Source organism: Xylanibacter brevis ATCC 19188, assembly GCF_000621725.1.
Lineage (GTDB): Bacteria > Bacteroidota > Bacteroidia > Bacteroidales > Bacteroidaceae > Prevotella > Prevotella brevis.
In genome coordinates, this window is the sequence record NZ_JHXM01000001.1 from 280,203 (window position 1) to 290,795 (window position 10,593).

Consider the following 10,593-nt stretch of genomic DNA (forward strand, 5'->3'; position numbering starts at 1 on the left):
TGAGGAATAAAACAAATTATTCTCCACAAAATTCGTCACACCAGCGCACAACGGGTTTGTTGTCTTCAAAATCAATGGGCAGCCAGACGTAACGAGCATCGCGGGGATGGCGCGGACGCCAGATGTCGGCCATGAAGATATGACGACCGTCGTCGAGCGTCAACACGTAAGTGCTCTGTCCGCCGAAGGTCTTCTCGGCCTTGGGTCCGCGACAGGGATTGGGGTGCTGCGTCCATGGGCCCCAGATGCTGGGTGCCGAGAACATGCGGGCCTCGTTGGGGTCCCAACCGGTGCAACCCGAGGTAATCATCCAGTAGGTGCCGTCGTGCTTGAAGATGGCCGGTGCCTCGTTTTGTCCGCCTGCTGCCACACGGGTGTAACGACCGGTGTGATGCAGGTAGTCGGCCGTCAGCTCAGCCACGTGCAGTGTCATGTTGTCTTCCGACGAGAAGATGTGGTAGGCCTTGCCGTCGTCATCCACATAGAGCGTCATGTCGCGCGCCATCTGCCCTGTGGCGAAGTCGCGCTTCACGAAGAGTCCGTTTCGCAGGGCTTCGTACCATGCTGGCGTCCACCACTTCTCAAAGTGGGCCACGTGGAGTGTGTCTAATAGCGCCTGACTCTGTGCGTTCTGCATTTCCACAGGCCACGTGCCCGCATTGGCCCTTTGCGAATACAAGAACTTATAAGGTCCTTCGGGGCGATCAGCCACTGCCACGCCATAGCGAGCGGCTGCGTAGCCCCGTCCTTTCAGTTCCAGGTGGAACCACATGCAGAACTTGCCCGTCACCTTATTATATATTACCTTCGGTCGCTCCAATATGCAGCCGCGTTCTATGTCGTGGCCGCGCTCGTCGCTGACGCTTAGCGCCACGCCACAGTTGCGCCAGTTCACCAGGTCTTTCGAGGCGTAGCACATCACGCCCACCAAGGCATTGCTGGTATGGTCGTCCTTATGTTCGCCAAACCAATAATACGTATCGCCATATTTCATGACGCCGCCACCGTGGGCATTGATGTGGCGTCCGCTCTCGTCGCGCCACAGTGCGCCATTGGCAAGGGTACGCGGCTTCTGTTGTTGCTGGTTCCAATACTGTTCCAGTCGCTTGGCCTCTGCCTTGGTGATATGAATCACCGAACCGTGCTTGGGCGACTTCACCCCCTTTATCTTCATCACACCCTCATTGAACCTACCCAGCGGCTTGAAGGTCTTGAAGTCGGACGTCTCCACAAAGCCGAAGTTATGAGGGTTGACGCTGTAGATATCGTACATCACCACCCATTTATTCTCGCCGAGGCGCTTCCACACGTTGGGGGCCTCGCAGCCACTGTTCTCGCCGTCTATCTGCTGGGCATGGTAATCGTCGAAGTGGTTGATGCGGTCACTCGTCATATACTTGATGCCGCCAGGGTTCTCTTGCGACACATAGGTCATGAAGTAGCGTCCGTCGGGCATCGGGCAGATGTCAGCGTCGAGCACCTGTGTCTGCTCGTCGGGGTATTCAAAGAGCAGCTGGGGCTCGGTCTCCAGTGTGGTGAAAGCCTCATCGGCATAGCTATAGTACAGCTTGGTGCGCTCGCCGGCCTTCTCGCGGATGGTGAAATAGACCATGGGCTTGCCCACCGTGGGGTCCCAGATGGTCTGCGGTGCCCAGGCGCATCCTATCTCTGCAAACTTTTCTGGAAAGAGCTTATCAATGCGTGCCACATGGTGCGTCCAGTGAATCAGGTCGTCGCTGGCCATCAGCACCAGTCCGCGGTTGTTGCCCCAGCCATACCTGTCGGGGCGTTCCCACTGTGTGGTGCGCAGACCTTTCTGCTTGCCAAACACATGCAGGTCGGTCATGGCTATATAGAACTTGCCGTTGGGTGCCCGGTAGATGTGTGGATCGCGTATGCCGTTCTGCTCTGCAATGCTGTCGCCGGCAATGATAGGTTCACCATTGTTCACGGGTGTGAAGTTATAACCATCATAGCTAATGGCCATGAACAGCGAGTGGGTGGGATCGGTGAAGTAGGTGAAGAGATAGGCACCCATATCTTTCTCGGTGAGTGTGCGTTTCTGTTTGCCTGCCATTGGCATAACAGCCACCACGGACAGGATCAGGGTGTAAAAGAATCGTTTCATTGGTCAAGGATTTATTTTTGAGTTTTTACAATCAGTTTGTCGCCGCTCAGGTCCACCTCGAAGAAGTGTGGTATGCGAATGGTGCGCCCGTGGGCGTCTTTGGAGTGGTGGTGCACCGACATCATCCACTGTCCGTCGAAGCGCTGGAAAAGCATCGAATGACCGAACCCTGGCGGTGTGATGGGCTCTGGCTCCTGTATCCACGGTCCGTCCAGCGTCCCGCTCTCGGAATAGGCCACACCTTGTGTATATACATCATAGATCCACGAGGTCCACAGCATGCCCAGTCGGCCTGTGGCGGTGCGGAAGACCCACGGCCCGTCGGTCACCTTGTTCCAGGTGATGCGTCCTTCGTCGTCCTTCTCACGGCTCCAGGGCGAGTCGCTGGCACGGAAGAGCACCTTCGGTTCACCGATGGTGCCACTGAGGTCGGACTTCAGTTCTATCTTCTCGATGGTGCCGTTCCAGTTTTGCAGCCATTCGCCACAGAACACCATATAGGGTTTGCCGTCGGCATCGCGCCAATAAGTGCCATCGAGCGTAGGGCGGTTGGCAGGCAGATAGGCTGCATCGCCAAAGGCACGATAGGGTCCCATGGGGTTGTCGGCCCGCAGCACCTGCGAGGCGCGTCGCTCTATCACGTTGCCGCGCACCGAGTCAATCTTCACGGCCTGATTGGTAAACGTTGCAAAAAAATAATAGTAGCCATCGCCCGTCTGGTGCAGCTCTGCTGCCCATATCATGGGGTGTGGTCCCATCCACGAGTTGGGTTCAAACTCCGTCACGCGGAAAGGTCCCTCCCATATTTTCAGATCCTGGCTGCGCCACATCATGCCGCCCGTGCCTGTCATGTAATACAGGCCCGTCTTTTTATCGGGCAGCACTGCCGGGTCGCTCAGTCGGATAGAGTCTGTTGGCAGATGTCTGACCGTCCATCCGCGAGGTGAACGGTTAGAATGAGGCTGTGCCATCGTCATAGGCACGAACACAAAGCAAAGAAGAAATACTAGTAATAGTTGTTTTAGTTTCATGCCGCAAAGATAAGCATTATTTCCTGAATTATGCTACAATAAGGACTTGTTAACTATCCTTTCCCCCCAACATTGACAAGAAAAGAGCATAACGTGCTACAAAACGCTACCTTTTGCTTATACTCTATTTCTTGTAAAAAGATTTATATGTAATTGCGTTTTAAAAAAATTTTTTTTACCTTTGCACCGCAAATGTTTTTAAAAATATTCAACTATAAGCTACATGTACAGAAAGATTGTTTTATCCTTGTCTGTTGCTTTTATGACATGTCCAAGTCTGAATGCACAGAATGAAGTTCGCTTCGCTTATGATGAAGCAGGAAACAGAGTTAAGCGTGAACTTGTGATAGCACGTTCCCGTTCTCCAAAGAGATCGTTCTCCAAAGAAAATGTCTATTATGACGAGTTAGGTGGAGAAACCGTTAGAATCAGTTCTAATAATACGGGAGCTATAATTATTACCGTACTTCGCATGCTGTCTGCGGATGAAGGAAACGTAGAAGTTTATACTCTTAGCGGTGAAAAAGTACTTAGTTGTTCTCTCTCTTCAGAAACTGTGGTAGATCTCAGCGACAGGTCACATGGCATCTATATCTTGAAAGTTACTTTAAATGGAATAGTCACAACTTGGAAGATTACAAAGAAATGAGAACCGCTCTTAATAACACCCTTTTGTTATTCTCCTTTTTATTGGGATCCTCATCCGTTTGCTATTCGCAAAAATTGTTTCCTGATTTTCCAATAGACCCAATAACGCCACCAGTCGATTTCAATCTTCCAGAAGAACCTACGGTTCCGACCGTTGATCCTGACCATCCAGACATCCCAGTGGTGCAAAATATATATGATGTTGGTAATTCAGCAGGAGAACTAACTGTTAGTAGAACTGGTGCTGCTCAATATCAGCTGGCTATTGACTGTCCTAATGGTGGTGGCCTTAATCCTCAGATATCTCTAGTATATAATAGCCAAAGTTCTGGTTATGGGTTGGCAGGCTATGGTTTCACCGTTTCTGGGATATCTTCCATAACGAGAGGAGGGAAGAGATTGTTCCATGACAATAGTATTAGTGGAGTAACATATACGGCAAATGACAATCTTTTCTTGGACGGCAAACGCCTAATACTTCAGTCTGGCAGTTCTTGTCAGGAAGGAGCTGAGTACTGTCTTGAGGGCGACCCTTATACAAGAGTGATTGCGCATGGAGTTTATAATGACAAAACCACAAACACATGGTTTGAAGTAAAGACCGCAGACGGAAAGACCTATCAGTATGGGAACAGTCAAACTTCGGCTATTAACTATGTGAACAAAAGTGGAACCCCCCGCATAGCTTCCTGGTATATCAACAGAGTTGAGGATGTCTATGGCAACTACATGACATACGATTATCTTGTCAGTGAGCTTTACGCCTACCTCCATTGCATAACATATGGTCTGAATAGCCAGAAAAGCCGTGGTATCACTAATAAGGTTCTCTTCAATTATTTGTTGATGGGCAATAATAGCAGTTTCTTCAATATAGAGGATCAGAAAGGAAGAATCAGTAAATGTATTTCCTCTATCACGACATCTTGTAATGATACCATTTGGCGAAAATACCAGTTGTTGTATGACTCAACATCGGATCAAAGTACATATAAATACACCCGACTGACAAGCATCCGCGAAGAAACCGGAACCGGAATGTGCCATGCTCCGATACAATTGGAATGGCACCACCTACCATCAGCAACCGTCAAAAACAATCCGATAGATGTTGAAACAAAGGATGGTCCTATGGTAAAAGAGTCTAATAAGATCTTCTTTGCTGTAGATGTGAATGGAGATGGAGTTAGTGATATTATAAGACTTTCCGATGAGAATGTTATAGAGTATAACGAAAGAAACCAAGGGTATGAAGTCAATAAGACAAATGTATATATTAGTGTTAGCAAATTGTCTCCATCTGGAGAAATAACCTTTAAATTCCCCGTCGTGATCCAAATACCGACTCCACTCAATATGGATCATTATATCCGTGAGATGGCTGGACTACGCGCTACTGACCTAAATGGCGATGGCTATAACGATTTGGTATTCCCTTATTATAATCAGATAGACAATGATTATGCTCAGTTAGCCTTTTGGGTGATATATGGTCATAAAAGCTCAATAGCCGGAGTGCCGGCAGAGCCAATTTACATAAACACAAATGCATCAGAGAAAGCCCCGCTGATAGCTGTATTTGATGCGGATGGAGATGGCAAGGATGAATTTGTATGCATAGAGCAAAGCCTAAAGAATGGAACCTTCCCTGCGTTTATAGTAAAAGAAAACAACGGCTTTATGCGGACGGACTTTTCGCTGAGTATCCCGCAGGAGCCCAAGAAACTATTCTGTGCTGATTACAATAATGATGGTCTTATAGATATAATCCTGCTACATAATGATGGCTACAAAATATTATTCAATAATGGCGGTTCAGACTTCTCACAGCTATTCAAGGACTCCAATTCAAAGACCGGAACCGATTTGTGCGACTATTGGCGTGTTGACCAGGGAGACTTCGATGGAGACGGACTAACAGATTTCGTGTATAATGTTTCTGGTGAGACTTGTCTTTGGACTGCTCGTAATAACGGAGACGGAAGTTTTACTTCCACTAAGTCAGATGATGTTGGCGTCAGGGATTATGGTGATTCTAGCAAGGATGATCATGCTTTTGCATTGTTGGTATACGACAATGACCACGACGGGAAATCGGACGTAATGGTGTGCAAGGCAAACTATACCTACCATAGCGGAAACATTTTTTCGCATAGCTATTACAGGTACATAAACACGGGAATAAGATGGCTCTACTCTGACGGAACAAAACTAAAGTTATTCGGAAGTATGGCGAATACACACAAGGAAGATGCAAATGAGCCAACAATCTTTGTTGGTGACTTTAATGGTGACGGATACGCCGAGGTTGCAAACTACGGTAGTGATTTGACTAACATTGACGGCTTTTTTGTTGAGGACAAGATAAATGTGTATAAGAATCAGGCAGACGTGACGCAGTCTGGAAAGATTGTCAGGATTACGGATTCTATGGGTAATAAGACAAGTATCACGTATGCTCTAGCTACTAATCCTGTAGTTTACACGAAGACCTCTTCTTCCAGTGAAAATACATCTCCTGTCAATATTTATTCATTTCCCCTTTCGGTAGTAAGAAATGTAATATCTACGAATGGCATAGCCGGTGCACAGACAACGGAGTATTCCTACAAGGATCTTAAGGTTCATGTGAAAGGTGCTGGTATGCTAGGCTTCTCAGAAACTATGACTTCCAATACTACAACTGGCGAGCAAATTGTATCTACAATCGAGGAATATGATCAGGAGAGATGGATTCCTGTAAAAACCAAAGTCGTCACAACCATTGGCGAGAATACTTCTACAGTCCTTTCTAACACAACAATAGAGAATGTTGGCAATACATATTTTGCCTATGAATCATATAATCTTGCAACAGATATGTACGGTCATACTGTAGCAACAACAAGTCAGTATGATTTGGAAAAAGGCGTCATTCTTAATCAGAAGATAGAGAATGACGGCAGTGATATGTATAAAGAAGTAAAATATGCTGATTTTGTAAATAAGGCTGGTGTATGGCTTCCTCAAATAGTAACCACAAAACAGAAACATATAGATGACGCTTTACCATATGAAAACATTACGAAATATAAATATGATGACAATGGCAATATTCTTACTCAGATTTTGAATTATGGGCAGCCATTGAAATTGACGAACTATTTCTACTATGATGTCTATGGTAATTGTGACAAGTCTGTTTCCCTCGGTAAAGGAGTTAAATTCTTCATGCGTCATAACGACTTTGATACTAGCGGAAGGTTCGTAACTAAGAGCTATCAGTATCCCAGCGCGACGGTCAACATGTATACTTACGACATATGGGGCCATAAAATAACGGAAAGCGATATCACAAATCCCGAAAATCCTTTAACCACCTTATATGTTTATGACGGATGGGGGCAGATGGTTTCTTCGCAAGCACCTGATGGGACTAAAACCTTGATAACTATAGGTTGGGGAGATAGTGAGGATAAAAAGTACTATGCATTAGAAAAGAAATCTGAAAGTCCTTGGAAACTGACATGGTATGACAATGTTGGCCACGAGGTCTTACAACAGAGCTTCGGCCCTAAGAATGTGCTGGTTTCTAAAACTACAGAATACGATACTAAGGGACTTGTCAAGAAAGTCACTAACACTGAAGGTTTGCTTTCTATGGCAGAATCATTTGTTTATGATGAGCTCGGACGCCTAAGTATAGAAAAATTAAGTTCTGGCAGTATAGTGTCTTACAGCTATGGTGACCGCACCGTCACAAAGGCTATGGGTGAACGTAGTAATACAAGGAAGACTGATGCATGGGGCAACATAGTATCCTCAACTGATGCTGCAGGCACGGAGGTCAGATATTACTATAAATCCAATGGTAAACCTGATAGGGTTGTTACCAATGGCATGGCTGTATGCATGGAATATGACGAAGTTGGGAATCAAATATCCCTGACGGACCCCGATGCAGGTACTATAACCTATGAATATGCTGCTGATGGTACACTGCTGAAACAAACAGATGCAAGAGGAATTGTTACAAATAAGACCTATGATTCCCTTGGCCGGCTTTTGAAAGTAAAAATTGGAGCGAATGTCATAGATTATACTTATGGCACAAGGGGGAATGAGAAGCTTCAACTGACCAAGATGGCGATGGGTGGCAATTCTGTTGAGTATCAAGATTTCGATAAATATGGACGTCCCCATAAGGAGGTGCGTACTATTGCAGGAGAAGGTCGCTACGAGTTCTGTTATCATTATGACGACAGAAATCGATTGGACAAGACGACTTATCCTGGCGGTTTGGAAGTGTCATATGAGTATGATGACTATGGTTTTAAGACAAGAAACATTGCAGACGGCAAGATTTCATGGCATCTGGGAGCATACAGCGGTCTTGTCACAGAAACATATTATTTCGATTGTTATTGCCTTAAAAGGACTAAAGACAATAACGGGCATAATAAATCCGTTGTTCTATTAGAGAAACTTAGGGCCAAGGTATTATCTAACATAAATAGTAAAGAGGATATTTCTTTAGTGACAGTAAACAGCAACATGACATTGAAACCTTGGAATCGATATCCAGGGAAAGTGAAAGATAGGTATGAGACCTGCTATGACTCCATAACGGGAAACCTTCTGGCCCGCCAACGTGATAATCATAGTGTAGAGGTATTCGAATATGACAATTTGGATAGGCTGACATCGGTAAGTACAAGTACAGCAAGGACCGTGACTGAGCATGGGCAGTTGACAAATGTGATGAACATCTCATATGCCTCTAATGGCAATATTCTTTCAAAAACTGGCATAGGAAATTATACCTATAACAGTACGTTCAAACCGCATGCTGTTATGTCAGTAGACAATATGGATGGGATGATTCCCTCTGATGCCTTATCAACTGTCTTCAATGATTTGGGAAAGATACAGTCTATTGAAAACGAGGATAATAGCAAACGTATGGACATTGTCTATGGTCCAGACTTAGAACGCTGGTATTCCTCGTTGACAACCGACGGTCAGGAGGAAAGAACAACTGTTTATGCGGGCAACTATGAGAAAATAACGGAAAACGGCGTTACACGTGAGTTCTATTATTTGGATGGCAATACAATAATTATTAAAGAGAATGGCAAGTTCAAACCTTATCTTGCCCTTACAGATAATCTTGGTAGTATTCTTTCCGTGGTTGATGAAGATGGCGCTAATGTGTTTGATGCCTCGTACGATGCATGGGGGCAGCAGACCGTGACACTCAACGAAATTGGTCTGCATCGTGGCTACACCGGCCACGAGATGCTGTCGGAGTTTGGTATTATTAATATGAACGGCCGCTTGTACGACCCCATTCTCGGAAGATTCTTCAGTCCTGATAACTATGTACAGCTACCAAACTTTTCGCAAAGTTTCAACCGCTATAGCTACTGTTTGAATAATCCACTGAAATATACGGATCCGAGCGGTGAGCTGTTTGGAATAGATGACTTGATACTTCTTGGCGCGGCCTACGGCGTGTATACTAGTGCAATGATGGCTTGGGGTAACGGAGAGAATCCTTGGAAAGCGGCAGGGGTAAGTCTGTTGTCATCTTGTTTTTCATATGGAATTGGTCAAATGTTCGGCTCAATAGGCAACTTTGGACATGAGTTGTTGAGAGCAGGGGCTCATGGCCTTTCAAGTGGCGTGATTAGTGTATTGAGTGGAGAGTCATTTGGCAGTGGTTTTCTCGCAGGTGCGATTTCTTCAGGTCTAGGTTCTGGTTGCCAGGCATTAAATGTGGATAATAGGCTTATGGTTCCCTTGGCTTCTGTCGCAGGTGGCGTTGCAGCGTGGGCAACAGGTGGAGATTTCCTACAAGGTGCGCTCCAGGGAATGCAGATTGCAGTATTAAACCATAGTGCTCATGATGGAAGTGGATTTGTTTCATATACGCACGATTCAAGTGGAAATATTCAGGGAAAGATTCCTGAGATTGTATGCACCCCTGATGGAACATCAGCGTTCTCAGATTATCTGTCATTTGCTTTGGCAATAAACACAACTGCTGATTGCATAGGAAAGTCTTTGAAAAAGAACAGCGGGAACTCTACTGTTGGTAGCAACGGAAAGTTTTATTTTCGTAATGCGGGACAACGAGGTTTCTATGGAAATAAGTATGTGAAGACAATGAAACTAACAACAATTGGCAATGGAATAACAAAAGTTACGGGACCTTTAGGCTACATCTTAAGTGGAAAAGAAATCTATGATGGCTATCGAAAAGATGAATATCAAGTTGGATATCATACGGCTCGCGCGACTGCCGATGTCGCAGGCGGATGGGCTGGTGCAGCAGCTGGTGCAACATTGGGCGCAAAAGCAGGCTTCGCAATTGGCGTATGGTTTGGTGGCGTTGGCGCTGGTCCTGGAGCGCTTATTGGCAGTGTTGTTGGAGGTGCTGCAGGAGGAATTGCCGGTTCATTTGGTGGTAGCTGGATAGGAACAAGTTCTGTTGATATGATTTATGGTTATTGATTTGTTGTGAGTAATGAAAAAGAAATTTGAATACTTTTTAAATGCCATACATTATTGTTTGTGGCTTGGTGATATAAAAATTGGAGATTTTATGGAGAGGATAGTAGATATTCTGCTTTCCCCTGTACCAAAGTATCTTTTTACAAAAGAATATAAGAAAAAGTATGATGAACGTATGTCAAAAGTACAAACGGCGAAGGAAAAAATCTTCTATGACAAGAAAAGCGGATACCATATAGGATGGGCCAATCATTGGTTTGGTTATCTCTATTCCGGATATCCTGGTTTCCT

The 10,593-nt window shown here is 45.4% G+C and carries 4 protein-coding genes and 1 pseudogene; 3 read left to right on the forward strand and 2 right to left on the reverse strand.

The window, feature by feature from the left end; translation table 11 throughout:
- Positions 1–16: 16 nt before the first annotated feature.
- Together T433_RS16365 and T433_RS0100900 are read right to left on the reverse strand one after the other, a co-directional pair.
- Positions 17–1,102, reverse strand: coding sequence for a glycoside hydrolase family 43 protein (locus T433_RS16365; RefSeq protein ID WP_044108951.1), 1,086 nt, complete (start codon positions 1,100–1,102; stop codon positions 17–19).
- 1,037 nt (positions 1,103–2,139) lie between these two features.
- On the reverse strand, positions 2,140–3,105 hold the full coding sequence (locus T433_RS0100900; RefSeq protein ID WP_044108915.1) for a glycoside hydrolase family 43 protein: 966 nt from the start codon (positions 3,103–3,105) through the stop codon (positions 2,140–2,142).
- Between the two features lie 277 nt (positions 3,106–3,382).
- Between T433_RS0100900 and T433_RS0100905 the strand changes: the two genes are divergently transcribed.
- From T433_RS0100905 to T433_RS0100915, 3 genes and pseudogenes are all read left to right on the forward strand, one after another.
- Positions 3,383–3,808 carry a T9SS type A sorting domain-containing protein gene (locus T433_RS0100905; RefSeq protein WP_027454492.1) on the forward strand — a complete coding sequence of 142 codons (426 nt, stop codon included), beginning with the start codon at positions 3,383–3,385 and terminating at the stop codon, positions 3,806–3,808.
- Positions 3,787–10,302 carry an RHS repeat-associated core domain-containing protein gene (locus tag T433_RS16095; protein WP_155808243.1) on the forward strand — a complete coding sequence of 2,172 codons (6,516 nt, stop codon included), beginning with the start codon at positions 3,787–3,789 and terminating at the stop codon, positions 10,300–10,302. The genes T433_RS0100905 and T433_RS16095 overlap by 22 nt, the downstream gene beginning before the upstream one ends.
- 13 nt (positions 10,303–10,315) lie before the next feature.
- Positions 10,316–10,593, forward strand: a pseudogene (locus tag T433_RS0100915) (hypothetical protein); the annotation flags it as partial.